The following is a 26,812-nucleotide window of genomic DNA, read 5'->3' on the forward strand; positions in this document are numbered from 1 at the left end:
TCATCCAGGCCGTTTCAGCCGCGTGCTAGCGTTGGCGCATCCTTGTCCAACAGAACCGCTCATGAACAAAACGACTTTTGCCTTTACCTTGCTGCTGGCCGCATCGCCCGCGGTGACGATGGCTGCAAGCCTCTGCCAGCCTGCGGCTGCAAACCCCGCAGCCAACGCCTTGTTGGCCGCCGCCCAACGGCATTTGGCAGACCGGCCAGTGCCGTTGCCGCATGTGCACACTGAAGGCACCCTGCCAAACCACGGCATTCGCGAGCAAAGCATAGTTGCCGAAAAGGACTGGCCGCTGATGCGCCAGGCGGCACTGGCCTGGCGCATCAGCGGTGACCCGCGTTACCTCAAGCAAGTCGACGAGTACCTTGCCGCCTGGGCCGATGTCTACCAGCCGGACTTCAACCCCATCGACGAAACCAACCTCGATATGCTGATCACGGCCTATGCGCTGACCGCCGACCATTTGCGCCTGGAAACCCGCGCCGCCAGCCGCCGCTTGATCAGCAACCTGGGCAATGGCTACATCGCGCATATCGAGCAATTCCATGGGCAGAAAAAAGGCACCCAGACCAATAACTGGCAGAGCCACCGCGTCAAGTTGGTGACCCTGGCCGCCGCCGCACTCGACGACCGAGCCATGCTTGAGCAGGCTCATCAGCTGTTTAAACAGCAAGTGGCCGACAATATCCTGGCTGACGGCTCGGTCACCGACTTCCAGGACCGTGACGCCCTGCATTACGTGGTCTACGACCTTGAACCGCTGGTGCAGGCCGCACTGGCGGCCAAGCCCTACGGCGGCGACTGGCTCAACCTCAAGGCCAATGGCGCGTCGCTGCGCGCCGCCCTGGATTGGCTGGTGCCCTATGCCAACGGGCAACGCAGCCACCAGGAGTTCGTGTACACCCACGTACAATTCGACAAAGACCGCGCCAAGGTGGGCGAAGCCGGTTACAGCGGCACCTGGGATGCCAGAAGCAGCGCAACGTTGTTCTGGCTGGCGGCGCAACTGGATAAACGCTACCTGCCCGTAGCCACGCAATTGGCCGCCCGCCCCGCCGACTGGATCAGCGCCTGCTATGTGAAGTAAGCAACGCTAGACTGGCCAGGCGCCCTACTTAAAGGATTGACCATGCTTATTGTATTCAGCGGCCTGCCCGGCACCGGCAAGACCACGATTGCCAGCGAACTGGCACGTCGGATTAACGCGGTTTACCTGCGCATTGACGTGATTGAGCAGGCGCTTAGGGATGCAAACGTATTGAACGCTGATGTGGGTGCCAGCGGTTATGGGGTGGCGAATGCGCTGGCATTGAGTAACCTGCGATTGGGGCAGACGGTGATTGCCGACTGTGTAAACCCGGTGAAGGAGAGCCGGGAGGCATGGCAGGCCGTGGCGGCGACGGCGGGTGCCGAGCTGCTTGATATTGAAGTGGTTTGCTCTGACCTGCGGGAACATCGGCGCCGTGTGGAAAGCCGCACCGGTGATGTTGCCGGGTTGGTACCGCCTTCCTGGCAATCCGTTTCAGTACATGAATATGAAGCGTGGGCTGAAACGCCACTGACTGTCGACACTGCAGGTGCGACAGCTGCCGAGGCCGTCGACGTGATCCTGGCGCACATCAACCTGGTGGCGAGCAGGCATGATGTGGAGAACACGCTTGATGTGGCGAGCAGGCTTGCTCTGCGTTGGGCTGCGAAGCGGCCCTGATACAGTCACCGCGTTTTCTCAGATACACATAAGCGTCTGGTTTTGGGGCTGCTTCGCAGCCCAGCGCAGGGCAAGCCTGCTCGCCACAGCTAGCCTACTGGCCACGAAAAGCCGGCCACATGAGCTTCAGAGCACCGCCCCCATCGCCTTCACCAACACCGGGTCACGCCCATAAATATCCGGCGAGTACACCAACCCGCCTTGGCGATCGACTTCCACTGTCCAGTAGCCCAACAGCACCGGCACCGGCGTGGCCAGCCTGAACTCATGGGTTGTGCCGGTGGCGAGCAACTCTTCGGTGCGCGTGCGTTCGGCCGGGGTTACCAGCAGGTCGCGCAGCATCATCGGTTGCTCAACCCGCACACAGCCCGAACTGAAAGCCCGTGGGCCTTTGGTAAACAGCGGCTGGCTCGGCGTGTCGTGCAGGTAAACGGAATAGGGGTTGGGAAAGCGCATCACGATGCGGCCCAAGGGGTTGCGCGGGCCGGCTTCCTGGCGCAGCAGAATGTTGCCGGGGTGCGACCAATCCACCTGGTCGGCCGTCAATGGGCGGCCCTGGGCGTCGAGCACTTGCAGGTTTTGCTGGCGCAGGTATTCGGGGTTGAGGCGGATGACCGGGAGTTTGTCCTCACGCATGATGGTCGGCGGAATGGTCCACGTGGGGTTGAGGGTCAGCCGGGTAATGCGCGACTTGAGCAGTGGCGTCTGGCGCTCGGCACGCCCGACTTGCAGGCGGGTTTGCCACACCGGGATGCCGCTCTGGTAGACGCTCAGTTGCGCGCCCGCGACATTCACCACCACGCCTTCGGGCTCCAGGTCCTGGGCCAGCCAGCGGAAGCGTTCAAGGTTGATGCGCAGCTGGTCGCGGCGCATCGCCGGGCTGATATTGAGCTCGGCCACGGTGCCCGTGCCTATCACTCCGTCGGCCTGCAGCGAGTGGCTGAGCTGGAAAGCCTTCACCGCCTTGACCAACTCATCGCGGTACTGCCGGCTGTTGCCCGCCGGCGCCTTGGCCAGGTAGCCGCCGTTGTACAAGCGCCGCGCCAGTTCGGGCACGCGCGGGTCGTCCATGCCCGGCTTGAGCAGCGGCCCGGTAGCGACCGGGTCCCAGTGGGGCAACGGCTGCAGGCGCACGGTGGCATAGGTATTGCGCAAACTGCGGTACAGATCGGCGCTGGGGCGCGCCTGGTCAAAGGCTTGGGCCATGTCTTGCAGGCCGGTGGCGGCGAAGGCCAGCACTTGAATATTGGGGTCGAGGGTGGGTGGCTGGGAATGCCACAGCGGTTCTAAACGCGATTGTTGCAGACGCCCGTAATGCAAATCCTGCAGGGCTTGCAGGTATTGCCGGCTGCTGCCGATATCGCTGCACAGCATGTTACCCGTGGCCTCCACGATAGGCAGGCTATAGTGGGAAGGCTCAAGGCCATCGTCGGCCAGCATCAGCAACTGAGATTGCAGTGCGTGGCGGCGCTCATCGGACCACAGCGTCACATTGCCCTGTTGCTGGTAGAACGCCTGCAAGCGCGCTTGGGCCGTGGCGTCTGTCTGCGCGGCAAGGTCGGGGCAAACGCTGGGCAGTTGAGAAAGGGCCAATTGCACCGGGCTGGTCGAAACCACCGGTACGGCATCCATCGGCAGCTCATCAGCTGTCGCGACCAGTGGTGCAACGAGCAGGCAAATGCTCAAGTAACATGCGTGTTTTTTGAACAATTGACTCAACTCCAATCCACAGCGGGGGGGATGTACTGTACATGCTGACTTTAATATGCCGCGCCGGCTTGATCGCCGTGACCCTGGCTTCGCTGAGCAATGTTACGCTCGCCGCCACTGCCAACCCTCCTACTTTGTATAGCAGCCTGGCGCGCTCGGCTCCAGAACTCAATCCCACTGTACTGAAAAGCGCCCTGAGCGCGGTGCAATGCGCGGTCAATAACGGCGAAGAGCGCTCGGATCGCCTGGCCGTCATTGACTACTCCCAGCCCTCGACCGCCCGTCGGCTGTGGATCTTCGACCTGCGCAAGAAGACCCTGGTACTGCGCGACCTGGTGGCCCATGGTGCCAAATCCGGGGAAAACTTCGCCACGCAATTTTCCAATCGAGAAGGCAGCCACCAATCCAGCCTGGGTTTGTTCCGCACCCAGGAGAGTTACTTGGGCACCCACGGCTACTCGTTGCGCATGGACGGCCTGGAGCCGGGCTTCAATGACCAGGCCCGCGACCGCGCGCTGGTGATTCATGCGGCCGACTACGTGAACCCGGCCTGGAGCAGGCGCGAAGGCCGTATCGGCCGCAGCCAGGGCTGCCCGGCCGTACGCCCGCAAGTGGCGCGCCAGGTGGTAGACAAACTCAAGGATGGGCAGTTCATGTTCTCCTGGTACCCGGACCAGCGCTGGCTGAAGTCTTCGACGTACTTGAACTGCAAGCCCCAACAAGTGGCGAGTAGTCGTACAATCCGTGGTGGTTAGCCTGTCCCCACAGATAAAAGAGAGCGTCGCATGCTTCTACACACATCCACCTGGATCGAGATCGGGCAGTTTCTGGAGCGCAGCCGCACGGTGGTGATCCCCATCGGCTCCAACGAACAACACGGCCCCACCGGCCTGCTGGGCACTGACTGGATGTGCCCGGAAATCATCGCCCATGAGGCGCAGAAGAACGCCGACATTCTGATCGGCCCGACCTTCAATATCGGCATGGCCCAGCACCATTTGGGCTTTCCCGGCACCATTTCGTTGCGCCCTTCCACCTTTATCGCTGCAATTGGCGACTGGGTGCGTTCATTGGCCGGGCATGGTTTCGAGAAAATCCTGTTCTTGAATGGCCACGGCGGCAACATCGCCACCATCGAAGCGGCCTTTTCCGAGCTGTACGCCGAAGCCAGCTACGCCCGACGCCCGGCCGGGTTTGCGCTCAAGCTGGTGAACTGGTGGGACCTGGAAGGCGTCAATGAGCTGGCTCACCGCCAATTCCCAGTGGGCCACGGCAGCCACGCCACGCCGTCGGAGATTGCGGTGACGCAGTGGGCGTACCCGGAATCGATCAAGTCGGCGGAGTACTCGCCGCAAATCGCCAATACCGGGCCGATCCGCGAAGCGCTGGATTTTCGCGCGCGTTTCCCCGATGGGCGCATGGGTTCGGACCCGGCGCTGGCGACGGTGGAAAAAGGCGGTGAGTTGGTAGCGTTGGCGGCCCAAGGGTTGGTCAACAGCGTGAACGCCTTCAGCAACGAAGCCAAACCCTAGGCCCACCATAAATCCAAATGTGGGAGCTGGCTTGTCGGGTCGCCGCATCGCTGCGATGGCGGTCTATCAGTCGAGAGGTTTAGTGACTGACACTCTGCTATCGCAGGCAAGCCAGCTCCCACCTTGAACGGTGTGAAGGCTGGGATTACTTGCAATCCTGCGCCGCCAACTCCAGCCGCGAAGGCTTGATTGCCGACGCCAGTGGCTTGCGCTCATACAGGAACACTTTGGTGCCGTCCTGGGACTTGTAGGCTTCCAGCACATCATCGGCGGCAATCTTGCTGGTCAACACCACTTTGGCGTGACGCGAGTTCTGGGTCACAGTCGAGGTGATGCCGTGCTTTTCGAGCTTGGGCAATACGCACTGCACATAGCCCTCAGGGGTCTTGTTGGTTTGCAGAGTCAAGCTCGGAGCATTGGGAGCGGTGATACAACCGGTCAGCAACAAAGGTGCAGCAGCCAGGGCCGGAATGAAAAAAGCGCGCATATAAAATCCTGAGTATAAAAAGAAAAGTTCACATCAACTGGCGCGTACCAACGCCTTGAGCGACACATCGAACTGCTTCAACGCATCAAGCTGTACATCACGCTGCTGTTCAATCTGTGCGGCAATTTCCGGCGCCGCCTTGTCATGCACCCACACCGACGGTACTTGCTTGTGCACCGAGCCTTCGGCCTTGGCGATGTATTGCAGGTTCGCGTCATAGAAGCGTGCAACAAAGCGCGCCTCAACCTGATCGTTACGCTGGGTCAACAGTTGGTTGTGGGTATCGAGCACCACCACCACATCCGGGTGCGCCTGCACCAGTTCATCCAGGCTGCTATAGACCGTTACGGTAAGAAAAGTGCCCTGCAACGAACTCATTAACCAATCGATCGCCAGTTCCGGGTCGGAGCTGTTGACGAATGCCTCACGGATGCGCCCGTCGAGGGCATCCTTGGCGCCGTTCATGGCCATGGCGTGGTAGCGTTCAAGATAGCTGAGGTTGTCGCGGGTGTTTTCGCTGTACAGCACCCCCACCGATTGCGCGTGCCGCAGCGAGTCTACGCTACCGACGATGGGCAGCAAATGGCCGGTACGCAGATCATCGGCAATCGCCGGGTTGGCCAGCACCGTAGTGCCGAGCATCAGTATCATCAGGCCCAGCTGGATTATCGTCCTCATCGCGCATTTCCTTGAGCAGCGTGTCGATGGGGCGATTGTCCGCTTTTGGCGCAAAAACAGAACGTGTGATCCTTGATGGTGACTATCATTTGAACCGATAGTGTCAGGCAGCCTCTTCTCATAAAACCTATAAGGACCACGCCATGAAGCCCCACCAGAAAACCTTCGACCGCATCCGCGAAGCCGTATTGCCGGAGTTTCGCGAGCGGGTCGCCGATTACCTGGTCGATTATGAAAACGTGCTGCAGGACCCAACCGCAGATGCCGACCTGCGTTGCGCCAGCGCCCAGCAACTACGCGGCTACCTGCGCGGCTTGAACACCATGCGCGTGCTGGGCATGGCCGATTGGGAAGACCTGGACCGGCGCGTGGCCCAGGAATGGCTGTAACCCCTAGAGCGCCGGGCGTTGCAGGTTGACCCAGGCCTGCACCGAGGGCCGCTGCCATTGGCGCTGTGCATAGGCCACCAACTCGGACGGCACGTTGTCACCGTTGAGGATCAGGCGGTTGAGCATCACGGCCAGGTCAACATCGGCAATCGACCACGCGCCGAACAGGTATTCCGAGTGGCCTGCCAATAACGCCTGTGCCGCGCTGATCAACTTGCGTGCGGCCGCCTCACCTGCAGGCGACAGCGGCGGCCTCTTCTGTGCGTAAAACACCACCAGCGTCGAGCGTTCCTGACGAATCGCCTGCAAGTCGCTGCGCAGCCACGCCTGGACCTGGCGCGCCCTCGCCCGCTGTTTTGGGTCCGTCGGGTACACCGTGGTCTCGGGGTAAGCCTCATCCAGGTATTCGCTGATCGCCGAGGACTCCGACACTGCAAAGTCGCCTTGCACCAGGGTGGGCACGCGCTGGGTCAAGGACAGTTGGGCAAATTCCGCTGCGCGGTTTTGCGCCGTGTCCAGGTCAAGGGTGACGGTTTCGAAGGCCAGGCCCTTTTCCAACAGGGTGACGAACACCGACAGGGCGTAGGGGCTGGTGAATTGAGCATCGACATAAAGGCGCAACGACGGTGCAGGCATAAGGTTCTCCTTGGGTGAAGGCCCACGCTACGAGATCGGCAACCAGAAAGACAATGCGCAGTTTTTATGGAGGCATTCCTGGCAGGAATAGCAGCATTAGTGGCAAGATCATAGCTCTTTGCCACGCCGCGAAGCCGTTCCAGCCTTCGCACCACTCACCCATAGCTTTCAAGGAAGATAAGCTTATGAAACAAGCAGTTGTCGTTATCCATGGCATCGGCGAACAGCGCCCGATGGACACCTTGCGCGGCTTCGTCGAAACGATGATCCCGGCGGACACGCCCGATGGCACGCCGTTTTACTGGAGCAAGCCGGACCGGCTTTCGCGCAATTTTGACCTGCGCGTTTTGAAGTCCTCCGGCCGCACCAGCACGGATTTCTACGAGTATTACTGGGCCCACAAGATGCAGGGCACCAAGGTTGGCCACCTGCTGGGCTGGTTGTGGGATATTTTCAAGCGCCCGCGCCGTGACATTCCCGAGGCCATCGTGCCGATCTGGCGTACCACACGCTGGACAGTACTGGTGCTCCTGCTGCTGATTGCCAGTGGCGCCCTCGCCACGGCCTGGGGCCGGTTCGACCACAGCGACAACCCCTTCGCGCTGGTGCCGCTGCTGCTCGGCGCCATCGGCCTGGGGCTGCGTTATTCCGCGCTGTCCTACCTGGGCGATGCGGCCCGCTACCTGAGCCCCAACCCGCAGAACGTGGTGGTGCGCGAACAGATCCGCGCTGATGGCGTCGCGTTACTGCGCGCCCTGCACAACAAGGGCGACTACGACCGCATCATCGTCGTCGGCCACAGTTTGGGCAGTGTGATTGCCTACGATATCGTCGGCTACCTGTGGCATGAACATCACGATCAACTGACCAAGGTGATCCCCAGCAACCGCGAGCTGGCCGACCGTTATGCCGAGCGCCAACCGCTGCAACCGGTGATCAACGAAACGCTGCCCAACGCCGGCGCCGCCCTCGACGGTAGCCTAGGCAGTGTCCTGAAATTTCGTGAACAACAGGCCCAAGCGTTTATCGAACAGCGTGGCCTGGGCAACCCCTGGCGCATCACGGATTTGGTCACGGTGGGTAGCCCCATGGCCCACGCCAGCCTGTTGCTGGGCCGCAGCGTGAGTGACTTTAAAAAACGCATCGAGCGCCGCGAAGCGCCGGCCTGCCCGCCAACCGAAGACACCAAGGGCTACGGCTACAACGCCCGCCAGCCGGTGATGCTCGGGCAAAAACCGTTCACCCCGCAGTACCTGCACCACGCCGCGGCGTTTGCGGTGACGCGCTGGACCAACCTGTATTTCCCCGCGCCCTACGGCTTGTTTGGCGATATCGTCGGCGGCCCGGTCATGCCGGTGATGGGTGCAGGTGTGCTGGATTTACCCGTCACCGTGGGCACCTGGAAAGGCTGGCTCGCCCGCTCCTGGCTCAGCCACACCCGCTACTGGAGCGAACGCGGCGGTGCCCAGGGCTACCTCGGCACGCTCACCCAGGATGAAAACGCGACCACCCATGGCCCGCGCCCCTCGGCCACCGAAGCTCTGCGCTGGGCGGTCGACCTCAAGGGGCTGCGGCGCTTTCGTCCGGTGGGCGCCAAGGCAACCTTGGCGCCCGCCAGCGCCCAAGAAGCATGATCGTCCCCACGCTCTGCGTGGGAATGCCGCCCCGGACGCTCCGCGTCCCAAGTTGGCGCATGCCTTAAGCCTTGCGCAAGGCGACGCAGAGCGTCGCTGGATGCATGCCCACGCAGAGCGTGGGAACGATCACGCGACCGCCGCCTAGCCGGCGAAGCCGCCGGCCTTGAGAAACTCGTGCTCGAGTTCGGTGGTTGCCCTGGCCAACACCGCGTTGCGATGGGGAAACCGCCCAAACCGTTCAATGATATCGGCGTGTTCCTTGGCCCAATGGTAGGTGCCGGCGTCCAAATGCTGGTTCAACGCCAGCGAACGCTGCTGGTCCGCCGGCTCTTCGGAATGTTCAAACGGCAGATAACAGAAGGCGCGCAGTTGGGGCTCGATCTGTTGATCCAACCCGGCGTCCACCATCCGGTAGGCGTATAAACGCGCCAGCGGGTCGGTGGCGAACATATGCGCGGTGCCGCGAAACGCATTGCGCGGGTATTGATCCAGCAAGATCAGCAAGGCCAGCGCGCCCTGCGCCGACTCCAGCCAGCTTTCCAGCTCACGTCGAGCGGCTTGCATATGCGTGGCGTGAAAGGTCTCGCGAAAGGCTGCGTCAAATGCGTCGTCCTTGGCGAACCAGCGCTTGGGCCCGGCCTGCTTCCAGAACGCGATCACCGCCTCGGCGGTTTGTTCGTTCATGCTCGTCATTGTTCTCTCCCACTCTTTAACGCAAAAAAAGCCCGGTAGATTTCATCATCGACGTCGGCGATATCCATTCAGTTTCCCACAAGTGCCGCGCAAGCTTGTGCGCGTTCGCACCGATGGAGTATTGACCGCCCTTGACGTCGGGGCCTGACACTGCGCGCCACCGAGGCTGACCCACGGCTTAAGGTGTAAAGACGTGCAGGTAGAATGCGTGAAACATGAAATACGCACACCCGGCCAGCGCCAGCCCCATGCAGCGGTTGAACCAGGTAAACGCCGCCGCCCCGTTGATCCGCCGCCCCAGCAGCGCGCCCAGCAAGGCGTACGCCCATGGCGCGCCGACCGCCCCCAGCCCCAGCAAGGCCGACACGCCAAAGATCGAGGCGCCGGTAATATGCGCCGCCGGCAACATCACGCTGGTAATCGGCAACACCGCGACGATGCCCTTGGGGTTGAGCAACTGAATCACCAGGCCATTCCAGAAGGTCAGGGTCCTGGCAGGCGAGCGTGAAGCGTCATCCACCTCGGTACGCGCGGTGAACACCTGGTACGCGAGGTACAGCGTGTACACGCCGCCAATCAACGAGATATACGGCAACGCCGCCTGGGAGATGATCGCTTCGCCGGTGTAGCCGAACAGCACGAACATCAACAGCATCGCGCACCCCACGCCGATGTAGAAGCCGCTGGAGCGACGAAACTTGCCCGTGAGGCCGGCGTTCAGGCCCATCAGGTTGACGGGGCCGGGGCTGTACATGACGCTGAACGCGTAGAGAAAAATGTCCATGGGGAACCTGCAGTAGAAGAAGTCTGGCGAGTCTACTGAGGGGGGTGGTGCGCAATCTTGAACGTTTGTGGTTGATGGGCGCACGCACGTGGCAAGGGCGCTTGCTTGCGCTATGCTGCGCAGCAGCCCCGAAGCTACACTTGGTGTAGAGAGTTCCCGGGAGCCCACTACAGATTAAACCGGGCCGCTACGCGCCCCAACGGGAGCAACCTCCCTCGCCACAGGTAGAGTGTCGCCGGCCAAATGATGGAATCACTCAATGCGGTTCGTCGCTATTCTGGTAAGCCCAGCGATGACCTTTCGATACGCAAGCTCGATGAGCTCCCCGAGCAAGCGCTCACACTGCAATCACAGGCCGTGGCCGAAGGATTCAGATTTTTGACCCGGCTTATCAGCGAATGGGAAAACCGCACCCTGCGGTTTGACAAGCCTGGTGAGTGCCTATTGGGCGTGTTTCGTCACGACCTGTTGATTGCGATCGGAGGTGTTTCACGTGATCCGTACTCCAATCCAGACATCGGCCGGTTACGCCGCGTGTACGTTGCCCCCTCAATGCGCAGACACAACGTTGGCAAGGCGCTGGTGCAACAGTTATTGGAACACGCAGCGGCACATTTTCAACAGGTACACCTGACCACCGACACACCAGAAGCCGCAGCGTTTTATCTGCGCTGCGGCTTTCATCAGATAACCAATGGCACCGCAACCCACGCGAAATCACTTGTGCCGGGCGCCACCGGTCCTGAACCTTACATCAACGGAATCGAGTAATTCACAAAGACTCGGTTCTGGTCCTGATCCCGCGTGACTTCGCTGCGCGACATGCCATTGCGCCAGCCGAACCCGACGTTCTTGAACGGACCGCTTTGCACCACGTAGTCCAGGGAAATATCCCGTTCCCATTCGCTGGCGTTGTTGCCGCTGGCGGTGAGGATGTGGTCGCCCTTCAAGTACATCACCGACGCTTTCAGGCCGGGCACGCCGAGCGCAACGAAGTCGTAGGCGTATTGGGCGAACGCCGTGCGTTCACCAGCCTGGATAAAAGTTTGCACGGTACGGTCGGTGTAGAGGTACAGGCTGGAGCCGCCCTCCCCTTTATTCACCAGACCGCCCTGGTTGAGTTGGGCGAAGTTGCTGTCGTCCGAGACTTGCTGGTAACCAGCGGTGATCGCGTGCGGGCCGAGCGAATAGATGAACGCAGCGCTCCAGGTATTGTTGTCGATTTCCCCCGTGCCGTTCCTGGTATAGCCGCTGAACTTATAGCCTTCTGCACGGCCGGCGGCGTTGCTGTTTTTGCCGTCGGAGGTGGTCTTGAAATAACGCAGGTCGGTTTTCAGTGAACCGTAATCACCCAGCGGCAACACATGGATCAGCCCGGCAAAGTGTTGTTGGTAATAGTCTTCAAGGTTGGCGTAGTAGTACTGCACCAGCAGGTCCTTGGTTACTTGATAGTCGGCACCGGCGTAGTTGAATTTATTGCTTTCCTGGGTGCCGCCTGCCGCTGCCAGGCCACTGCGGTCGCTGGACCCGCGACCGGTGGTGTGTTGCAGTTGGCCGCCTATCAAGGTCAGGTTGTCGATGTCTTTACTGGTAATCTGCCCACCTTCGAAAGACTGCGGCAACAGGCGGCCATCGTTGCTCACCAGAATCGGCAGGTTTGGGCGCAGGTAGCCGTAGCGCAGCTCGCTCTTGGCGAAACGCGCCTTGGCGGTCGCACCACCACGGGCCCAGCTGTCGGCGGCTTTGCCGTCATCGTTGGGGATCATCGAGCTGCCGACATGGCGGCCGGCACCACTGTCGAGCGCCAGGCCGAGCATGCCGATGGCGTCCAGGCCAAAGCCTACGGTGCCGTCGGTAAAGCCCGACTGGTAGTTGAGAATAAACGCCTGGCCCCACTCTTCGGTCTTCGACGGCGCGGCGGTGCCGTCGCGGTTATCGTTGTTGAAATAGAAGTTACGCATGTTCAGGTTGGCTTTGCTGTCGTTCAAAAAATCAGCCGAGGCCAAGGGGCTCAGGGCAATGCCCAAGCCGCCGGTCAATACGCTTAAAACATTCAAAGTGGCTTTCATCAAGGCGAACTCCGGCGCGGAATCCAAGTTCCGGGCGCAAAAAAAGGGCAGCAGGATGCACGCGACCAAACTTGAGTGGGTCGCTGCGTTAACTAACGTTCAATTACCTGGTAGTAAGGAAGTGGACCTCCGTGAAACCTCAGTCAATCAATCCATGGGCGTCATAAAACGGATACGGCCCCGGGTAGTCCCCGAACACACCGTTGTGGCTGATCAACCCGTGCTGTTCATCCCAGCGATGCAACAGGTAACCCGCCGGCTCCAGGTTGAAATGCGCAGGCGCGGCGTCTTGCAGGTCGAGCACGATCTGATGGGAGGTGCCGGGGCAGACACAACTCAGGCTGCCGCCAAAACGCCGCTGCATCGGGCGGTGCAAATGGCCGCACAACAGACGCTCCACTTGCGGGTGACGGGCGACGACCTTTTCCAGCGCAGCCGCGTTGATAAAAGGCTCACGGTCCATATGACCGATGCCGCTGATAAACGGCGGGTGATGCAGGATCAGCAGGGTCGGTACATGCGGGCGCAGCGCCAATTGCGCGTCCAGCCATTGCAACTGGCTCTCCAGCAACTGCCCGCCATGGCCACCGGGAACGGTCGAATCAAGGCCGATCAAGCGCAGCGGGTGCTCATCCACAACCCAGTCCAACGGGCCATCCGCCGACGTCGGCAAATAACTGTGATCGTCAAATGCATCCAGCAATGGCCCGCGCGTGTCATGGTTACCCGGCACCAGATAGCAAGGCATGTGCAGGCGCGACAGCTCCGGGTGCAGCACGGCGTATTCATCGGCGCGACCAAAATCCACCAGGTCGCCGCTGACCACCACGATATCGGGCCGTGGGTCACTGGCATTCAGATGGTCGACGGCACGGCGCAGTGCGCCCAGCGTGTCGACCACGCCGTAGGTAAGGCGATTACCGGCTTTCAGGTGCAGATCGCTGATCTGGGCAACAACAAACGGACGGTTCACAGTAAATTCTCAAGCATTGAGGGTAAACAACGTGTGTGGCGCAATCGCCAGGGCAATCGGTGCGCCGACGCTGTGCAATTGGCTGTCGCTGCTGTCCACCAGCAGCGGCTGGGGGCCTCCGACATCCACCAGCAGGCGGCTTTGTGCGCCCTGGAAGAATTGCGCCACAAGATGGCCGTGCACATGCCCTTCGTCTTCCATCACCCGCAAGTGCTCGGGCCGGCAATAGACGGTGCTCGGCGAGCCAGCCATGTGCCACGGCAACTCGCCGCCGCAGACTTTCAGGCCATGGGTAGTGCGATCAAGCACCACAAAGGCATTGAGGTTGCCGACAAAGCCTGCGACGAACGCATTGGCCGGTTGCTGGTAGATCTCCCGCGGGCTGGCCAGTTGCGCCACACGGCCCTGCTCCATGACCAGGATGCGATCGCCCAGGGCCATGGCTTCGCCTTGGTCGTGGGTGACAAATACCGAGGTGATGCCCAACCCACGCAGCAGTTCATCCAGCTCACTGCGCAAACGCTCGCGTAATTGCGCATCCAGGGCTGCCAACGGCTCGTCCAGCAACAGCACTTTGGGGCGCGGCGCCAAGGCACGGGCCAGGGCCACACGCTGGCGCTGGCCCCCGGACAATTCGTGGATGCTGCGTTTGCCATGGTTCTGCAAACCCACCAGTTCCAACAGTTCCTCACAACGCTTGTTGCGCGCCACTGGCGACATGCCGCGAATCTTCAAGCCATAGACGATGTTCCCGGCCACATCCAGGTTGGGAAACAGCGCGTAGTTCTGGAACACCATGCCCACATCGCGGCGCTCGATCGGCAGGCGGGTGACATCCTGGTCGCCGAAAAACACCTGCCCCACGTCAGGGCGTTCCAGCCCGGCGATCAGGCGCAAGGTGGTGGTTTTGCCACAGCCGGACGGGCCGAGAATCGCCAGGGTTTCACCGCCTTCGACGGTCAGGTTCAAGTCATGCACGGCCACGGTGCCGTCGGCGAACGCCTTGCGACAACCCTTCAGGCGGATAGTGATAGCGGTCATCGACGTTCTCCACGGGACAAACGAGCGCTGATGGCCTGCAACGCAATCAGCAGCGGCACGATCATCAGCAAAAAGATAAGGGTGTAGGCGCTGGCGATTTCCAGGCGCGCCGAGGCATAGCTGTCGGCCAGACCGACCGGCAAGGTTTTGGTCATCGGCGTGTGGAGCATCCAGGTCAGGTTGAACTCACCCAGGCTCAGGGTGACCACCATCAGTATGCCTGCCAGAATCCCCGCCCGGCAGTTGGGTACCACCACACTGAAAAAACGCTTGATCGGCCCGGCCCCCAGGCTCGCGGCGGCCTCTTCCAGCAACGGCAGGTGCTGGCGTTGCATCACCGCCATCACCGGGCGTACCAGAAATGGCAGTGTGAACAGCACGTGACCGACAAGAATGAACAGCCAACTGCTACGAAAGGTGCCGAACTGGCCGTAGGTCAGCAGCAACGCCAACGCACTGGCGAGCCCCGGCATCGCTACCGGCAGTACCATTAGTTCCTCGAACGCACGGCTGAAGCGGTTGTTCATGCGCACTAACGCATACGCTGCGGGCACACCCAACACACAGACGCACACCGCGCAGGCCACCGCCAATTGCAGCGACAACCACACCGTCGGCGAGTAGGCCTGCCACACCTGAATCAGCCAATCGCAGGTCAAGCCGCTGGACAGGCCGACAAAGAAATTGCGCGTCAACCCGGCCAACAACGACATCAGCACCGGCACCAGCATGAAAGCGCACACCAGCAGGGTGAACAGCAGTTGAATCACAAACAGCGATGAGCGCTTCACAGGACAGTCCCCGCGTTTTTAACCAGACGTCGTGTCAGCAACAGCACCGCCCAGGTCACCGCGCCGAGCACCACCGACAGCGCGGCTGCCACGGCAAAGTTGGCGTAATTGGTGAAGACGTTGTAGATCGCCACCGGTGTGACGTTCAGGCGTGTACCCAAGGTGAAGGCCGTGCCGAAGGCGCCCATGGAGGTGGCAAAGCAAATGGCCCCGCAGGAAGCCAGCGCCGGCGCCAAGCCCGGCACGATCACGTCACACACCACGCGCCAATGCCCCGCGCCCAGTGAATGCGCGGCTTCTTCGAGGCTGCGGTCGAGGCTTTCGCACGCGGCCATCACCGTGAGAATCACCCGTGGGATCGAGAAGTACAGGTAGCCGACAAACAACCCCGCCAACGAATAGGCAAAGATCCAGCGCTCACCGGCCAATTGCATCCCCAGCGCCGCAAACAAACCTTGACGCCCCGCCAACAGAATCACCAGAAAGCCCACCACCACGCCGGGAAACGCCAAGGGAAACGTGAGCAACGCCACCAGCGCCGAACGCCCGAAAAACTGCTGGCGCGCCAGAAACACACCGCTGATGCCACCGATCAACAGCGCGACCAGCGTCACCACCATTGCAAGCACCAGGGTTTGCCCAAGGCTGCCAAGGTACTGCGCGCTGCTCAGCACCTGCCAATAGCCGCTGCCATTGCTGTCACGGCTCTCGGCGCCCAACACCATCAGGTGCGCCAACGGCAGCAGCCAAAAGGCGAGCAGCACCGCAAAAGCCGGGGCCAGCGCCCAGGCCGCGTGTCGGGTCGAGGTTGCCACTTACTTGACCTCGTTGAGGTAACGGGCGGCGAAGGCTTCCTGCACCGCGGCCATTTTCTGGTAGTCCACTACGCCAGCGCGGGCGTAATCGCTGTCGGGCAAGAATTGTGCGGCGACCTCGGCCGGCATTTTCACCGGGCGCACCGGGCGCAGGTACGCCTTGGCCCACAGCGCCTGGCCTGGGTCCGAGAGCACAAAGTCGAGCACCTTCTCGGCGTTGGCACGATGCGGCGCGTTGGCCACTTGGCTCATCACATACGGCACACTGATGCTGCCCTCTTGCGGGATCACAAAGGCAACGTTGGCGTTGTCCTTGTAGCGGGCACGGTAGGCGTTGAAGTCGTAATCCACCAGGATCGGCAACTCACCGGACAGCACCCGGGCATAGGCGGTTTGCTTGGGCACGATGGGCGCGTTTTTCGCCAGCTTCTGGAAATAGTCGATGGCCGGGGCGAAATTATCCAGGTCGCCGCCCAACGCGCGGTTGATGGCCACGGCGGACACGTAGCCGACAAACGCGCTGGACGGGTCTAGGTAGCCGACCATGCCTTTGTATTCTGGCTTGAGCAGGTCGGCCCAGCTCTGCGGCACCGGCAAACCGCCGAGCGCGTCGACGTTGACCATGATGCCCAGGGTGCCCGAATGGATGGCGAACCATCGGCCCTCGGGGTCTTTCAAGCCTGCGGGAATCTGCTCCCAGCCCTTGGGCTTGTAACCCTCCACCACCCCGGCTTTTTGCGCTTGTAAACCGAACGTCACGCCGTAGTACACGACGTCAGCGACCGGTGCGGCCTTTTCCGCCACCAGTTGCGCCAGCGACTGGCCGGAGTTTTTGTTGTCCAGCGGCACCTGCACGCCGGTGCTGGCAGCGATGGCCTTCAACTGCGTGCCCCAGTCGGCCCAGTCCGGCGGGCAGTTGTAGCAAATCGCGGTTTCGGCGGCCTGGGCCAGGCTGGCCGCACCGCAAAGCAACACAGCGGCCAGGGTTTTACTGAATGCGCGCATCGAGGGGCTCCTCATAGGGTTGAGTGCTTTCGCCCGGCCGGATATGGCAAGGCAAGCAATGGGAAATCGGGGCGTTACCGGCAATTTGCGCCAGCAGTTGGTCAATCACCGTGCTGGCCAGCAGTGCAATGGGCTGCACCACGCTGCACAGGGTCGGGTGCATCTGGGTGCCAAGGGAGATACCGTCAAAGCCCATCACCGAGAGCTGCTCGGGCACATGCCAGGCATTGCGGCGCAGTTCGGCGATCAGGCTGATGGCCAGGAAATCGTTGGAGCACAGCAACGCCGTGGGCGCGTCAGGACCTTGCAGATAGGGCTGGATCGCGGCAAATTCGGCCTGGGTATGCGCCAGCATTTCGATCACGGCACGCGGTTGCAGGCCATACGCTTTCATCGCATCGCAATACCCGGCGTAGCGCAGTCGTGCACGGTCCGATTGCAGGGCGGGCCCGGCGACCATGCTGATGCGTCGGTGCCCGGCCTCAAGCAAATACCGGGTGGCCAGGGCCATGCCCGCGCGGTTATCGACCGACACCGCGCTGTAGCCGGGGTTGCTCGGCTGGTGGTAGGCCAGCACAAACGGCGTTTGCTCCGTAGCCAGGCTGTTCAGCACGCTGCTGCTCTCGGCGTCGGTGACGGTCAGCACCAAACCATCCACGCGCTGGCGCAGCAGCTCTTCGACCACCACGCTTTCGCGCTCGCAGCTATAGTCGGTGGTCGCCAGCAACAAGCTGTAGCCACGCAGCCGCGCTGCACGCTCCATGGCCTGGAACTGTTCAGCGAACACCGGGTTGAGCAGGTTGGGCACCACCACACCGATCAGATGGGTGGTTTGGAGGCGCAACTGGCGGCCGAGCAAGTTGGGCCGAAAACCCAGCTCACGGGCAGCGGCGAACACCTGTTCACGGGTGGCCGGGCGCACTTGCTCCGGGGAGGCAAAGGTGCGGGCGGCAGTGGCGCGGGATACACCCGCCAACTGCGCAACGTCTTTCAAATCAGTCATTGTCACTCGCTTGAGATCGATCTCATTGGCGAGGACAGTAAAGGGGTAATGTGGCAGGACGGTAGCAGGGAAATGACGTTTTTATGGCAGTCAGGGTTCATGAGAATGTCTTTATTGCGACGTAGGGTTCAGCAAATCCGCCCGCCAAGCTTTCGATCTGATCCAAGTGCGGGCACAATGCGTGTCCTTTTTTGGCAGGCACCGCCGCAGGCTCTCAAAAATGATCAAAACGCCGTACTACCTCATCGATAAACAGAAGCTTCTGGTCAACATGCAGAAGATTGCTTACGTGCGCGAGCAGTCCGGCGCCAAGGCGCTGCTGGCGCTCAAGTGCTTCGCCACCTGGTCGGTGTTTGACCTGATGCAGGAATACATGGACGGCACCACCTCGTCGTCGCTGTATGAATTGAAGCTCGGTCGCCAGAAGTTCGAAGGTGAAGCGCACGCCTACAGCGTGGCGTGGGCTGACGACGAAATCGAAGAGATGCTGGAGAACTGCGACAAGATCATCTTCAACTCCATCAGCCAACTGCAACGTTTTGCCGAACGCAGCGAAGGCAAGACCCGCGGCCTGCGCGTCAACCCGCAGGTCAGCAGCTCCGACTATTTGCTCGCCGACCCGGCGCGCCCGTTCAGCCGCCTGGGCGAGTGGGACCCGGTGAAGATCGAAGGCGTGATCGAGCAGATCTCGGGCTTCATGTTCCACAACAACTGCGAGAACGGTGACTTCAACCTGTTCGACCAGATGCTCAACACCATCGAAGAACGCTTCGGTGCACTGCTGCACAAGGTCAACTGGGTGAGCCTCGGCGGCGGCATCCACTTTACCGGTGAAGGCTATGCCATCGACGCCTTCTGCCAGCGCCTCAAGGCGTTCTCGCAGAAGTACGACGTGCAGGTGTACCTGGAACCCGGCGAAGCGGCGATCACCAACAGCGCATCGCTGGAAGTGACTGTGCTCGACACGCTCTACAACGGCAAGAACCTCGCCGTGGTAGACAGCTCCATCGAAGCCCACCTGCTGGACCTGCTGATCTACCGCCTCAACGCCAAGCTGGCGCCGAGCGAGGGTGAACACACCTACATGGTGTGCGGCAAATCCTGCCTGGCCGGGGACATCTTCGGCGAGTATCAATTTGATCGTCCGCTGGCCATCGGCGATCGGCTGTCGTTCATCGACACCGCAGGCTACACCATGGTCAAGAAAAACTGGTTCAACGGCCTGAAAATGCCGTCCATCGTAGTGAAACAACTCGACGGTACAGTCGAGGTGGTTCGTGAATTTGGTTACGACGACTACCTGTCCAGCCTTTCGTAAGCTGGCGGATAAAGGAGAGATAAAGCAATTGAAAAAGAACGTTCTTATCATTGGTGCAGGAGGTGTCGCCAAGGTGGTGGCCCACAAGTGCGCGCAGCACAACGACGAACTCGGTCGTATTGCTATCGCGTCGCGCAACATCTCCAAATGCCAGGCCATCATCGACAGCGTCAAGGCCAAGGGTAGCCTCAAGGTGCCTGCGGATATTAAAGCCTTTGCGCTGAACGCCATGGACGTGGAAGCGACCAAGGCCCTGATCCGCGAGACAGAGTCGCAGATCGTCATCAACGTAGGTTCCTCGTTCCTCAACATGTCGGTACTGCGTGCCTGCATCGACACGGGCGTTGCGTACCTGGACACCGCCATTCACGAAGAGCCGGGCAAGGTCTGCGAGACCCCGCCGTGGTACGGCAACTATGAATGGAACCACCTGGAAGAGTGCAAACAGAAGAACATCACTGCCATTCTTGGCGTGGGCTTCGACCCGGGTGTCGTCAACGCGTATGCCGCGCTGGCGCAGCAACAGCATTTCGACCGCATTGATTCGATCGACATTCTCGATGTCAATGCCGGCAGCCATGGCAAATACTTTGCCACCAACTTCGACCCGGAAATCAACTTCCGCGAGTTCACCGGGCAGGTGTGGAGCTGGCAGAACAGCCAGTGGACCAGCAACACCATGTTCGAAGTCAAACGCACCGACGACCTGCCGGTCGTCGGTTCGCAGAACCTCTACCTTACCGGCCACGATGAAGTGCACTCGCTGTCGAAAAACCTCGACGTGCCCAACGTGCGTTTCTGGATGAGCTTCGGCGAACACTACATCAATGTGTTCACCGTATTGAAAAACCTCGGCCTGCTCTCCGAAAAGCCGGTCACCACCGCCGAAGGCCTGGAAGTCGTGCCGCTTAAACTGGTCAAGGCCGTGCTGCCCGACCCGTCTTCGCTTGCCCCGGGCTACACCGGCAAAACCTGCATTGGTGACCTGGTCAAAGGCACCAAAGGCGGCCAGCCACGTGAGATGTTCATCTACAACGTGGCCTGCCATGAAGAAGCCTTTGCCGAGACCGACAGCCAAGGCATCTCCTACACCGCAGGCGTACCACCGGTGGCCGCTGCGCTGCTGGTCGCGCGTGGCGAGTGGGACGTGAAACACATGGCCAACGTTGAGGAACTGCCGGCTGAGCCGTTCCTGAAGGCGCTGGACGTGATGGGCTTGCCGACTCGGATTAAAGACGAGCACGGTGATCGGGCTTGGGATGCGATGGCCTGATCAGGTGATTGCTGACCGAACAAAAAAATGCGCCCTCAGGGGCGCATTTTTTGTTGGGGCTCACATAACGCTCAACGAAGAATGAAGATCAAAATGTGGGAGCGGGCTTGCTCGCGAATGCGGTGGATCAGCCAATACATGTATGACTGACACACCGCTTTCGCGAGCAAGCCCGCTCCCACATTGGATTGGCTGTGTTCTTGAGAATGGAGCTATTCAAGATTCCGCGCCGAATTACTCAATGCCCTTGAACACTGCAAAAGCGCCGGCGCTAGCTGCTTCTCCGCATCCGCCCGGCTCCACCGACTGGTCGGCGCCACCACATGCACCGCCGCCACCGGCCGGCCGTTGGCACCGAGCACCGGTGCGCCGATGGTCATGTCGCCCAGGAACAGCTCCTGGCCATTCACCGCGTAGCCCTGCTCGCGCACCTGCTGCAACGACTCCAGAATCCTGTCGACCTCAGTCAACGTTTGGCTGGTGTGCGCAATGCGCTGGCTGTTCTCGACCAACACCAGCGCTTCATCCACCGGCAAGGCACTCAAATACGCGCGCCCCGACGCCGTGCAGTACATCGGCACCCGTGAACCGATCGGCATGTGCACCGGCACAAAACCCGCACTGACAAAGCGTGCGATGTAGGTCATGTCCAGGCCCGCCGGCTCGGTCAGGCATGAAGTTTCGCCGGTCAAGCGCGTCAACTCCGAGAGAAACGGGTTGGCCACTTCGATCAGCGAATGCGCATCCAGATAACTGAACCCCAATTCCAGCACGCGGGGTGTGAGTTGGTAATGCCGTGTGCGCGAGTGTTTCCGAAGGTAACCCAGGCTTTCGAGGGTAAACACCATGCGCTGGGCCGAGCTTTTGGTCATGCCGGCGGCCTCGGCCACCTCTGCAAGGCTCATGCTGCGGCGCTGGGCGCTGAATGCCTTAAGCACCGACAGGCCCTTTTCCAAGGATTGGTTGTGCAAACTGTTGCGTTCTTCGGACATGGTGAGCTCAGGGGTCTGGTCGGTCGGGCGTGGCGATATTTCTACCTCATATCACAAAAATAGACCATTAAAAATCGCATATCGATACGAATGGTTCATTTTGTCGAATTTAGATAGCGATATACGATTTTTATGAATCGAAATGGCACAGAGCTTGCGGTTTCATCCGTAACCGCTTGCGGTACTGACGATCCGTTTTCCTTCTGGAGTAACCCGATGAACAGTCTTTCGCCCCTGTTTCGCCGCCTCGCCTTCGGTATATGCGCCACGCTCGCCGTTACCGCCGTGCACGCAGAAAGTGCGTCCTCGTACAAAGTCGGTGCAACGGCCAGTGGCTCTCCGTTTACCTTCCTCGATATCAAGAGCAACAGCATCCAGGGTGTGATGGTCGATGTGGCTGAGGCAGTGGGCAAAGCCGGCGGGTTTACCAGCCGGATCGAACAGACCAACTTCGCTGCGCTGATCCCCTCCCTCACCTCCGGCAAGCTGGACTTCATCGCCGCCGGCATGCTCAAGACCGCAGAGCGCACCAAGGTGGTCGACTTCAGCGCCCCGGTGTACGCCTACGGTGAAGGCCTGATCATCAGCGCTGATGACAACGCCGCCTACCCCGACCTCACGCCCTTGAAAGATCAGGTGGTCGGCGTACAAGCCGGCACTGTCTTCTACGACCAGTTGAAAAAACTGGGCATTTTCAAGGAAATCCGCACCTACGATTCTATCGGTGAGATGGTCCGAGACCTGTCCCTGGGCCGGATCAAAGCTGCCGTCGGTGACCAGCCAGTGGTGGCCTACCAGATCCGTCAGAAGCTGTTTAAAGGCGTAAAACTGGCCAGCGACTACACGCCCACCAATGTCGGCGAAGTGTGCCTGGTAGTGCGCAAGGGCGACGCCGAAACCCTCGAGCGCCTGAACATCGCCATCGCCAGCATCAAGGCCGACGGCACCCTGGACAACATCCTCAAGAAGTGGGGACTTGATACCCAGGTGCGCCCATGAACCCGGCTGAATTCCTGCAAAACGCCCAGGACTTCCTGCCGATTCTGCTGCAAGGCGCCTTGGTGACCATTCAGATCACCGTACTGTCGTTCCTGCTCAGCAGCGCCATCGGCCTGGTGCTGGCGCTGCTCAAGTTGTCGCCGATCCGCGCGTTGTCGTGGGCGGCAAGCACCGTCATCAATGTGATTCGCGGCCTGCCTATCATCGTGCAACTGTTCTACATCTACTTTGTGCTGCCGGACATGGGCGTGCACCTCACCGCGTTCTACGCGGGTGTGATCGGCATGGGCATCGCCTACTCGGCATACCAGGCGGAGAACTTTCGCACCGGCATCATTGCCGTCGAACAGGGCCAGCGTGAAGCCGCCGAAGCGCTGGGCATGCGTTCGGTGTTGATGATGCGCCGGGTAATCCTGCCGCAAGCGTTTCGCATCGCGCTGCCGCCCTATGGCAACACCTTGGTGATGATGCTCAAGGACTCGTCCCTGGTGTCGACCATCACCGTCGCCGAGATGACCCGCCAGGGCCAATTGATTGCCTCGTCCACGTTCCAGAACATGACCGTCTACACCCTGGTTGCCCTGCTCTACCTGCTGATGAGCCTGCCGCTGGTGTATGGCCTGCGCCGCATGGAACAGCACCTGGGCCGGAGGAAAAAAGCATGATCGAGATTCGCCAACTGCAAAAACATTACGGCAGCCACCGCGTGCTGCACGGCGTCGACCTCGACGTGGCCAAGGGCGAAGTGGTGTGCCTGATCGGTCCGTCGGGTTCGGGCAAATCCACCTTGCTGCGCTGCATCAATGCGCTGGAAGCCTACGACGGCGGGGTCATCACGGTGTTCGGTCAGACCGTGCAGCGCGCCAGCAAAAGCGTGCACGCACTGCGCAGCCGTATGGGCATGGTGTTCCAGCGCTTCAACCTGTTCCCGCACCGCACCGTGTTGGAAAACGTTATGGAAGGCCCGGTGTACGTCAAAGGCGAACCCTTGAAACAAGCCCGCGAAGAAGCCCTGGTGCTGCTGGAAAAAGTCGGCCTGAGTGCCAAGACCGACGCCTACCCGGAACAACTTTCCGGCGGCCAACAACAACGCGTGGCCATCGCCCGCGCTCTGGCGATGAAGCCTGACGCCATGCTGTTCGACGAACCCACCTCAGCACTGGACCCGGAACTGGTCGGCGACGTGCTGGCGGTAATGCGCACCCTGGCCGACGAAGGCATGACCATGATCGTGGTCACCCACGAAATGGGCTTTGCCCGCGAAGTGGCCGACCGCGTGTGCTTTTTGCATGGCGGTTACATCGTCGAAAGCGGCGCGGCCGAGCAGGTACTGGGTAACCCGCAGCACCCACGCACCCAGGACTTCCTGCGCCGCGTGCTGCACCCCATCGGTAATACGCGGAGCCTGTCATGAGGTCGTTGTGGTCAGCGACCGCGCCGTGCGTGGTGCCGACACCCGCGCTGGGGGCGTCGGTGAAAGTCGATGTGGCGATTGTTGGCGCAGGTTACACCGGGCTGTCCACCGCGCTGCATTTGGCCGAGCGCGGCGTGAGTGTGTGCGTGCTGGAGGCCAATGAGCCGGGCTGGGGCGCGTCGGGGCGCAATGGTGGGCAGGTCAACCCCACACTCAAATACGACCCTGAACATCTGATGCAGATGTACGGGCCTGAGCGCGCTGAGCCGTTGATTTCGACCGTCTCGAGTTCTGCGGATTTGGTATTCAAGCTGATCGAACGCCATAACATCGACTGCGCGCCGGTGCGCAAAGGCTGGATGCAGGTGTCGTACACACAAAAAGGCGTGGCCGGGCTGCATGCGCGAGCCGAGCAATGGGCGCGGCGTGGCGTGCCAGTGCAGCGTCTGGATGCCGCGCAGGTGGCTTCACGCATGGGCAGTGAGTCGTTTGCCGGTGGCTGGCTGGATGGCCGCGCCGGGGCAATTCAGCCACTGGCGTATGCGCGCGGGTTGGTGGGGGCGGCGTTGGCAGCGGGTGCACGCATTCACGGTCACAGCGCTGTGATCGGCCTGCAACGCCAGGGGTCCGGTTGGCAATTACAGACCGCCAACGGTGCGCAGGTGTCAGCCGATCAAGTAGTGCTGGCTACCAATGGCTACAGCGGTAACCTGTGGCCGGGCATGGCGCAGAGCATCCTGGCGGCCAACAGTTTCATCGTCGCCACCAAGCCGTTAAGCGGCAGCGCGGCCGAGAACATTTTGCCGGGCCAGGAAACCGTGTCGACCGCGCAAAGGTTGCTGTTGTATTTTCGCAAGGACAGCCATGGCCGTTTATTGATGGGCGGGCGCGGGCTGTTTAACGACCCCACATCGCCTGCCGACTTTGCGCACCTTGAACGCTCCCTGGCATTGCTGTTTCCGCAACTGGGGCCGCTGGAATTCGAGTTCCGTTGGGCCGGTCGCATCGCGATCACACGGGATTTTATGCCGCATGTTCACCAGCCTGCGCCGGGGCTGACGCTGGCCTTGGGTTGTAATGGGCGCGGGATTGCGTTGTGTACCAGCCTGGGCCAGCAATTGGCGGCACGCTTGTGTGACAGCCAGGCGGAATTTGCCTACCCGGTGACGCCATTGCAGCGCTTGCCGATGCATGGGCTGCAACGGTTCTATATTGGTGCGGGTGTGGCGTGGTACAGCTTGTTGGACCGCCTCAACATCAGCTGAATGTAACGCCGCAGGTAGGCAAATATGAGAGCTGGCTTGCCTGCGATGGCAGTGATTCAGTCAATACATCCGGCACTGGAAGACCGCTTTCGCAGGCAAGCCAGCTCCCACAGGTGCTCGCGTGCGTTCAGATATTTCCCACGAGGGTTTCAGGTTGTCGGTCGGAAGTTGGCTCACTACTCTCTGCTTCGTCGCTGCCAATGCAGCGGCCGGATTTGACCGTCCGACTTTAAAGAGCAACTGCACCAACACCGATATTGGGCGTTTTTTTACGTCTGATGTATCGTGTCGCGGCAGCTGTACGCGGGATACCTTCGGGTATGCCGGATTTGCTTCTTTAGCCGGTCGGTCAACCCGCGTATAGCTGCCACCCTAATTCGTTTGACCGCGAAGCGTGGCGGCTCCATTTATAAAGGAGCTTTACCATGATCAAAGACAGCCCAAATCCCCCTGGCCAGCCAGACTACGACACCAGCACCCTGCACGAAGTGGCCTACCGTGCGATCACCCACTACCTCAACCCCGGCAAACCCATCCCCGAACCCAGTGAAGGCATCTTCACCGTGCGCGCCGACCTGGGCACCGAAACCCTGCTGGTCAACGCCTCCCAGGACCTGGCGTCCATCAGCGATATCGCCAACCACCTCGCGTTTGAAATCGACGGTTCCCAACGCAATGTCGCGCTCGGCATATGCCGCATGCTCGAAGGTGTGCAACTGCTGGTGGACAAAGCCCTGAACGTGGCCCACCCAGCCGCCTGAAGATCGTGGGAACGATCAACCGATCAACCTCAAATCGGATGAAGATCAATAGGTGGGAGCTGGCTTGCCTGCGATTGCAGTCTTTCAGTACCGCATGGGTTGACTGACACACGGCTATCGCAGGCAAGCCAGCTCCCACAGGTGATCGCGTGCGTTCAGATTCCCACAAGGGTTTCAGGTTGTCGGTCGGACGTGCGCTGACTAATCTCTGCTTCGTCGCTGCCAATTCAGCGGCCGGATTTGACCGTCCGATTAATTAAAGTACAGCTCGGTTCAAACCTATTTCAGGTGTTTTTTTCACGCCTGAGGTATCGTGTTGCGGTGGCTGTACGCGGGATACCTTCGGGTATGCCGGATTTCCTTTGATTGCCGGTCGGTCAACCCGTGTACAGCTGCCACCCTCTTCGCTTGACCGCGAATGTTGGCAGCTTCACTCAATCTTAGGACCTTCACCATGATCAAAGACAGCCCAAATCCCCCTGGCCAGCCAGACTACGACACCAGCACCCTGCACGAAGTGGCCTACCGTGCGATCACCCACTACCTCAACCCCGGCAAACCCATCCCCGAACCCAGTGAAGGCATCTTCACCGTGCGCGCCGACCTGGGCACCGAAACCCTGTTGGTCAACGCCTCCCAGGATCTGGCGTCCATCAGCGATATCGCCAACCACCTTGCGTTTGAAATCGACGGCTCCCAACGCAATCTCGCGCTGGGCATCTGCCGCATGCTCGAAGGTGTGCAACTGCTGGTGGACAAAGCCTTGAACGTAGCGCACCCAGCCGCCTGAAGATGGACGAGATAGAGCGCCTGAGCTATCTTCGGGGGCTCTATCG

Annotated in this window: 29 protein-coding genes; 15 read left to right on the forward strand and 14 right to left on the reverse strand. The window is 60.7% G+C overall.

The features are described from left to right. The first annotated feature begins 61 nt into the window (after positions 1-61). A complete protein-coding gene (locus tag AOA59_RS24655) occupies positions 62-1,090 on the forward strand; it encodes an alginate lyase family protein (RefSeq protein ID WP_099489390.1) in 1,029 nt (342 codons plus the stop codon). Between the two features lie 42 nt (positions 1,091-1,132). Continuing rightward, positions 1,133-1,711 (forward strand): AAA family ATPase, encoded by a 579-nt coding sequence (locus AOA59_RS24660; RefSeq protein WP_099489391.1) that lies wholly within the window; start codon positions 1,133-1,135, stop codon positions 1,709-1,711. A 126-nt stretch (positions 1,712-1,837) separates the two neighbouring features. Here the strand turns inward: AOA59_RS24660 and AOA59_RS24665 are convergent, their stop codons facing one another. Further along, positions 1,838-3,421 carry a murein L,D-transpeptidase gene (locus AOA59_RS24665; protein ID WP_099489392.1) on the reverse strand — a complete coding sequence of 528 codons (1,584 nt, stop codon included), beginning with the start codon at positions 3,419-3,421 and terminating at the stop codon, positions 1,838-1,840. 41 nt (positions 3,422-3,462) lie between these two features. Here AOA59_RS24665 and AOA59_RS24670 point away from each other — a divergent pair, with 41 nt between their 5' ends. Continuing rightward, complete coding sequence (locus AOA59_RS24670; protein ID WP_065912060.1) at positions 3,463-4,176, forward strand: murein L,D-transpeptidase catalytic domain family protein; 714 nt, start codon at positions 3,463-3,465, stop codon at positions 4,174-4,176. 30 nt (positions 4,177-4,206) lie between these two features. After that, on the forward strand, positions 4,207-4,953 hold the full coding sequence (locus AOA59_RS24675; protein WP_099489393.1) for a creatininase family protein: 747 nt from the start codon (positions 4,207-4,209) through the stop codon (positions 4,951-4,953). A 145-nt stretch (positions 4,954-5,098) separates the two neighbouring features. Here AOA59_RS24675 and AOA59_RS24680 read toward each other — a convergent pair whose 3' ends face one another. Then, positions 5,099-5,440: a hypothetical protein gene (locus AOA59_RS24680; protein ID WP_065912053.1), complete on the reverse strand. Its 342-nt coding sequence runs from the start codon at positions 5,438-5,440 to the stop codon at positions 5,099-5,101. A 33-nt stretch (positions 5,441-5,473) separates the two neighbouring features. After that, the gene (locus AOA59_RS24685; RefSeq protein ID WP_099489394.1) at positions 5,474-6,118 is read right to left on the reverse strand and encodes an ATPase; all 645 of its coding nucleotides are present in this window, start codon (positions 6,116-6,118) and stop codon (positions 5,474-5,476) included. A gap of 143 nt (positions 6,119-6,261) precedes the next feature. On the opposite strand from AOA59_RS24685, the gene AOA59_RS24690 reads away from it, so the two are divergent. Then, positions 6,262-6,507, forward strand: coding sequence for a hypothetical protein (locus AOA59_RS24690; protein WP_056859831.1), 246 nt, complete (start codon positions 6,262-6,264; stop codon positions 6,505-6,507). 3 nt (positions 6,508-6,510) lie between these two features. Here the strand turns inward: AOA59_RS24690 and yfcF are convergent, their stop codons facing one another. Then, the gene (gene yfcF / locus AOA59_RS24695; protein WP_099489395.1) at positions 6,511-7,143 is read right to left on the reverse strand and encodes a glutathione transferase; all 633 of its coding nucleotides are present in this window, start codon (positions 7,141-7,143) and stop codon (positions 6,511-6,513) included. A 185-nt stretch (positions 7,144-7,328) separates the two neighbouring features. Here yfcF and AOA59_RS24700 point away from each other — a divergent pair, with 185 nt between their 5' ends. After that, positions 7,329-8,777 (forward strand): hypothetical protein, encoded by a 1,449-nt coding sequence (locus tag AOA59_RS24700; protein ID WP_099489396.1) that lies wholly within the window; start codon positions 7,329-7,331, stop codon positions 8,775-8,777. Positions 8,778-8,921: 144 nt separating this feature from the next. On the opposite strand, the gene AOA59_RS24705 is transcribed toward AOA59_RS24700, so the two are convergent. Both AOA59_RS24705 and AOA59_RS24710 read right to left on the reverse strand, forming a co-directional pair. Continuing rightward, positions 8,922-9,464, reverse strand: a complete 543-nt coding sequence (locus AOA59_RS24705) for a DUF924 family protein (RefSeq protein ID WP_099489397.1) — start codon at positions 9,462-9,464, stop codon at positions 8,922-8,924. 187 nt (positions 9,465-9,651) lie between these two features. Then, entirely contained in the window at positions 9,652-10,257 is a 606-nt protein-coding gene (locus AOA59_RS24710; RefSeq protein ID WP_099489398.1) for a LysE family translocator, read from the reverse strand. Between the two features lie 246 nt (positions 10,258-10,503). Between AOA59_RS24710 and AOA59_RS24715 the strand changes: the two genes are divergently transcribed. Further along, a complete protein-coding gene (locus tag AOA59_RS24715; protein WP_099489441.1) occupies positions 10,504-11,028 on the forward strand; it encodes a GNAT family N-acetyltransferase in 525 nt (174 codons plus the stop codon). On the opposite strand, the gene AOA59_RS24720 is transcribed toward AOA59_RS24715, so the two are convergent. The 7 genes from AOA59_RS24720 to AOA59_RS24750 all read right to left on the reverse strand — a co-directional run bounded on the left by AOA59_RS24720 (position 11,007) and on the right by AOA59_RS24750 (position 17,954). Beyond that, entirely contained in the window at positions 11,007-12,326 is a 1,320-nt protein-coding gene (locus AOA59_RS24720) for an OprD family porin (protein WP_099489442.1), read from the reverse strand. The two genes, AOA59_RS24715 and AOA59_RS24720, sit on opposite strands and share 22 nt — an antisense overlap. 139 nt (positions 12,327-12,465) lie before the next feature. Next, a complete protein-coding gene (locus tag AOA59_RS24725) occupies positions 12,466-13,299 on the reverse strand; it encodes a phosphodiesterase (RefSeq protein WP_099489399.1) in 834 nt (277 codons plus the stop codon). 9 nt (positions 13,300-13,308) lie between these two features. Continuing rightward, positions 13,309-14,340, reverse strand: a complete 1,032-nt coding sequence (locus AOA59_RS24730; RefSeq protein WP_099489400.1) for an ABC transporter ATP-binding protein — start codon at positions 14,338-14,340, stop codon at positions 13,309-13,311. Continuing rightward, on the reverse strand, positions 14,337-15,131 hold the full coding sequence (locus AOA59_RS24735; protein ID WP_099489401.1) for an ABC transporter permease: 795 nt from the start codon (positions 15,129-15,131) through the stop codon (positions 14,337-14,339). The genes AOA59_RS24730 and AOA59_RS24735 overlap by 4 nt, the downstream gene beginning before the upstream one ends. Next, on the reverse strand, positions 15,128-15,946 hold the full coding sequence (locus AOA59_RS24740) for an iron ABC transporter permease (protein ID WP_099489402.1): 819 nt from the start codon (positions 15,944-15,946) through the stop codon (positions 15,128-15,130). Before AOA59_RS24740 ends, AOA59_RS24735 begins: the two co-directional genes overlap by 4 nt. Then, the gene (locus AOA59_RS24745) at positions 15,947-16,951 is read right to left on the reverse strand and encodes an ABC transporter substrate-binding protein (protein ID WP_099489403.1); all 1,005 of its coding nucleotides are present in this window, start codon (positions 16,949-16,951) and stop codon (positions 15,947-15,949) included. After that, positions 16,935-17,954 (reverse strand): LacI family DNA-binding transcriptional regulator, encoded by a 1,020-nt coding sequence (locus tag AOA59_RS24750; RefSeq protein WP_099489404.1) that lies wholly within the window; start codon positions 17,952-17,954, stop codon positions 16,935-16,937. The genes AOA59_RS24745 and AOA59_RS24750 overlap by 17 nt, the downstream gene beginning before the upstream one ends. A gap of 220 nt (positions 17,955-18,174) precedes the next feature. On the opposite strand from AOA59_RS24750, the gene AOA59_RS24755 reads away from it, so the two are divergent. Together AOA59_RS24755 and AOA59_RS24760 are read left to right on the forward strand one after the other, a co-directional pair. Next, positions 18,175-19,272: a carboxynorspermidine decarboxylase gene (locus AOA59_RS24755; protein WP_065912037.1), complete on the forward strand. Its 1,098-nt coding sequence runs from the start codon at positions 18,175-18,177 to the stop codon at positions 19,270-19,272. A gap of 28 nt (positions 19,273-19,300) precedes the next feature. Continuing rightward, on the forward strand, positions 19,301-20,545 hold the full coding sequence (locus AOA59_RS24760) for a saccharopine dehydrogenase family protein (RefSeq protein ID WP_065912035.1): 1,245 nt from the start codon (positions 19,301-19,303) through the stop codon (positions 20,543-20,545). A 212-nt stretch (positions 20,546-20,757) separates the two neighbouring features. Here the strand turns inward: AOA59_RS24760 and AOA59_RS24765 are convergent, their stop codons facing one another. Further along, positions 20,758-21,537 (reverse strand): IclR family transcriptional regulator, encoded by a 780-nt coding sequence (locus AOA59_RS24765; RefSeq protein WP_099489405.1) that lies wholly within the window; start codon positions 21,535-21,537, stop codon positions 20,758-20,760. Positions 21,538-21,753: 216 nt separating this feature from the next. On the opposite strand from AOA59_RS24765, the gene AOA59_RS24770 reads away from it, so the two are divergent. The 6 genes from AOA59_RS24770 to AOA59_RS24795 all read left to right on the forward strand — a co-directional run bounded on the left by AOA59_RS24770 (position 21,754) and on the right by AOA59_RS24795 (position 26,766). Beyond that, a complete protein-coding gene (locus AOA59_RS24770) occupies positions 21,754-22,536 on the forward strand; it encodes an ABC transporter substrate-binding protein (RefSeq protein ID WP_099489406.1) in 783 nt (260 codons plus the stop codon). Beyond that, positions 22,533-23,201: an amino acid ABC transporter permease gene (locus tag AOA59_RS24775; RefSeq protein ID WP_099489407.1), complete on the forward strand. Its 669-nt coding sequence runs from the start codon at positions 22,533-22,535 to the stop codon at positions 23,199-23,201. Before AOA59_RS24770 ends, AOA59_RS24775 begins: the two co-directional genes overlap by 4 nt. Continuing rightward, positions 23,198-23,950, forward strand: a complete 753-nt coding sequence (locus AOA59_RS24780; RefSeq protein WP_069788790.1) for an amino acid ABC transporter ATP-binding protein — start codon at positions 23,198-23,200, stop codon at positions 23,948-23,950. Before AOA59_RS24775 ends, AOA59_RS24780 begins: the two co-directional genes overlap by 4 nt. Beyond that, positions 23,947-25,215, forward strand: coding sequence for an FAD-binding oxidoreductase (locus AOA59_RS24785; protein WP_099489408.1), 1,269 nt, complete (start codon positions 23,947-23,949; stop codon positions 25,213-25,215). Before AOA59_RS24780 ends, AOA59_RS24785 begins: the two co-directional genes overlap by 4 nt. Before the next feature lie 425 nt (positions 25,216-25,640). Next, positions 25,641-25,976, forward strand: coding sequence for a DUF6124 family protein (locus AOA59_RS24790; protein ID WP_099489409.1), 336 nt, complete (start codon positions 25,641-25,643; stop codon positions 25,974-25,976). Positions 25,977-26,430: 454 nt separating this feature from the next. Further along, positions 26,431-26,766, forward strand: coding sequence for a DUF6124 family protein (locus tag AOA59_RS24795; protein WP_099489410.1), 336 nt, complete (start codon positions 26,431-26,433; stop codon positions 26,764-26,766). The last annotated feature ends 46 nt before the right edge of the window (positions 26,767-26,812 follow it).

Source organism: Pseudomonas sp. 2822-15, assembly GCF_002742515.1.
In the GTDB taxonomy this organism is placed as follows: Bacteria; Pseudomonadota; Gammaproteobacteria; order Pseudomonadales; family Pseudomonadaceae; genus Aquipseudomonas; species Aquipseudomonas salomonii.

What these genes read in the sequence shown, in the direction of transcription:
- AOA59_RS24690 (WP_056859831.1), top strand. Translation starts at nt 6,262, where the DNA reads ATGAAGCCCCACCAGAAAACCTTCGACCGCATCCGCGAAGCCGTATTG.
- AOA59_RS24765 (WP_099489405.1), bottom strand. Translation starts at nt 21,537, where the DNA reads ATGTCCGAAGAACGCAACAGTTTGCACAACCAATCCTTGGAAAAGGGC.
- AOA59_RS24770 (WP_099489406.1), top strand. Translation starts at nt 21,754, where the DNA reads ATGAACAGTCTTTCGCCCCTGTTTCGCCGCCTCGCCTTCGGTATATGC.
- AOA59_RS24705 (WP_099489397.1), bottom strand. Translation starts at nt 9,464, where the DNA reads ATGAACGAACAAACCGCCGAGGCGGTGATCGCGTTCTGGAAGCAGGCC.
- AOA59_RS24680 (WP_065912053.1), bottom strand. Translation starts at nt 5,440, where the DNA reads ATGCGCGCTTTTTTCATTCCGGCCCTGGCTGCTGCACCTTTGTTGCTG.
- AOA59_RS24755 (WP_065912037.1), top strand. Translation starts at nt 18,175, where the DNA reads ATGATCAAAACGCCGTACTACCTCATCGATAAACAGAAGCTTCTGGTC.
- AOA59_RS24750 (WP_099489404.1), bottom strand. Translation starts at nt 17,954, where the DNA reads ATGACTGATTTGAAAGACGTTGCGCAGTTGGCGGGTGTATCCCGCGCC.
- AOA59_RS24670 (WP_065912060.1), top strand. Translation starts at nt 3,463, where the DNA reads ATGCTGACTTTAATATGCCGCGCCGGCTTGATCGCCGTGACCCTGGCT.
- AOA59_RS24745 (WP_099489403.1), bottom strand. Translation starts at nt 16,951, where the DNA reads ATGCGCGCATTCAGTAAAACCCTGGCCGCTGTGTTGCTTTGCGGTGCG.
- AOA59_RS24715 (WP_099489441.1), top strand. Translation starts at nt 10,504, where the DNA reads ATGGAATCACTCAATGCGGTTCGTCGCTATTCTGGTAAGCCCAGCGAT.
- AOA59_RS24655 (WP_099489390.1), top strand. Translation starts at nt 62, where the DNA reads ATGAACAAAACGACTTTTGCCTTTACCTTGCTGCTGGCCGCATCGCCC.
- AOA59_RS24730 (WP_099489400.1), bottom strand. Translation starts at nt 14,340, where the DNA reads ATGACCGCTATCACTATCCGCCTGAAGGGTTGTCGCAAGGCGTTCGCC.
- AOA59_RS24780 (WP_069788790.1), top strand. Translation starts at nt 23,198, where the DNA reads ATGATCGAGATTCGCCAACTGCAAAAACATTACGGCAGCCACCGCGTG.
- AOA59_RS24685 (WP_099489394.1), bottom strand. Translation starts at nt 6,118, where the DNA reads ATGAGGACGATAATCCAGCTGGGCCTGATGATACTGATGCTCGGCACT.
- yfcF (WP_099489395.1), bottom strand. Translation starts at nt 7,143, where the DNA reads ATGCCTGCACCGTCGTTGCGCCTTTATGTCGATGCTCAATTCACCAGC.
- AOA59_RS24700 (WP_099489396.1), top strand. Translation starts at nt 7,329, where the DNA reads ATGAAACAAGCAGTTGTCGTTATCCATGGCATCGGCGAACAGCGCCCG.
- AOA59_RS24675 (WP_099489393.1), top strand. Translation starts at nt 4,207, where the DNA reads ATGCTTCTACACACATCCACCTGGATCGAGATCGGGCAGTTTCTGGAG.
- AOA59_RS24790 (WP_099489409.1), top strand. Translation starts at nt 25,641, where the DNA reads ATGATCAAAGACAGCCCAAATCCCCCTGGCCAGCCAGACTACGACACC.
- AOA59_RS24660 (WP_099489391.1), top strand. Translation starts at nt 1,133, where the DNA reads ATGCTTATTGTATTCAGCGGCCTGCCCGGCACCGGCAAGACCACGATT.
- AOA59_RS24775 (WP_099489407.1), top strand. Translation starts at nt 22,533, where the DNA reads ATGAACCCGGCTGAATTCCTGCAAAACGCCCAGGACTTCCTGCCGATT.
- AOA59_RS24795 (WP_099489410.1), top strand. Translation starts at nt 26,431, where the DNA reads ATGATCAAAGACAGCCCAAATCCCCCTGGCCAGCCAGACTACGACACC.
- AOA59_RS24720 (WP_099489442.1), bottom strand. Translation starts at nt 12,326, where the DNA reads ATGAAAGCCACTTTGAATGTTTTAAGCGTATTGACCGGCGGCTTGGGC.
- AOA59_RS24710 (WP_099489398.1), bottom strand. Translation starts at nt 10,257, where the DNA reads ATGGACATTTTTCTCTACGCGTTCAGCGTCATGTACAGCCCCGGCCCC.
- AOA59_RS24785 (WP_099489408.1), top strand. Translation starts at nt 23,947, where the DNA reads ATGAGGTCGTTGTGGTCAGCGACCGCGCCGTGCGTGGTGCCGACACCC.